The sequence below is a fragment of the Kitasatospora nipponensis genome, assembly GCF_039528135.1.
GTDB lineage: Bacteria > Actinomycetota > Actinomycetes > Streptomycetales > Streptomycetaceae > Kitasatospora > Kitasatospora nipponensis.
The window spans coordinates 1-716 of the sequence record NZ_BAAALF010000705.1; the positions used below are offsets into that span (position 1 = coordinate 1).

1 protein-coding gene is annotated in these 716 nt (G+C 63.3%); it reads left to right on the forward strand.

What is annotated here, in order from left to right; genetic code table 11:
- Positions 1-255 (forward strand): SpoIIE family protein phosphatase (locus ABD323_RS42835; protein ID WP_344447451.1); only part of this gene is annotated, 255 nt, incomplete at its 5' end.
- Positions 256-716 lie beyond the last annotated feature (461 nt).

The window sequence follows — 716 nt, forward strand, 5'->3', positions numbered from 1 at the left end:
CTCCGCCTGCTCCCCGGCACCACCGGCGTCCTCTATACGGACGGCCTGGTCGAACGCCGGGACGAGGACATCGACCAGGGCATCGACCAGCTCGCCCACACCCTGGCCGGCGCCGTCGGCACCCCTGACGTGGTCTGCTCGCGCCTGCTGCGGGCGATGGGTGACAGCTCCGACCACGACGACGACGTCGCGGTGCTGGCCTTCCAGCTGGCGGCCGCTCCAGCTGGTGTTGACGTGGGCCCTTCGGAGGTCTAGTGTTCTTCGAGCTGCCCCACAGGGAGAACCGGACGCGCGCTCTGCACGGACGTTCCCGGGGTAGCCGATCTCCTGAAACACCACTTCTCCACTTCTTGAGCTGGCTCGTGCTTTGTCGCGACCCAGTGCGAATTGGCGTGTGCACATTTAAGGGATTGCGGCCGGATTCGCTTTGTGAAGCGGGGATCGGCTAAGGTTTGAAACGTCGGACAGGCCGTCAGGTCGGTTACGGCACAAGCTTCTTGAGGATCCGGAAGCGCGGAACGGCCGGTCAGGGAAACCTGATAGAGTCGGAAGCGCCGAAAGGCCGAAGGAAAGAGCGAGTCGGAAACGCCGAACGGCGGACATGATAAGCTCGGAACACGAAAGAACGAAGCGCCCGGAGGGTCCGCCTGATAAGCGGCTCGAAGGAAGTGTCCGTTCCTTGAGAACTCAACAGCGTGCCAAAAGTCAACGCCAGA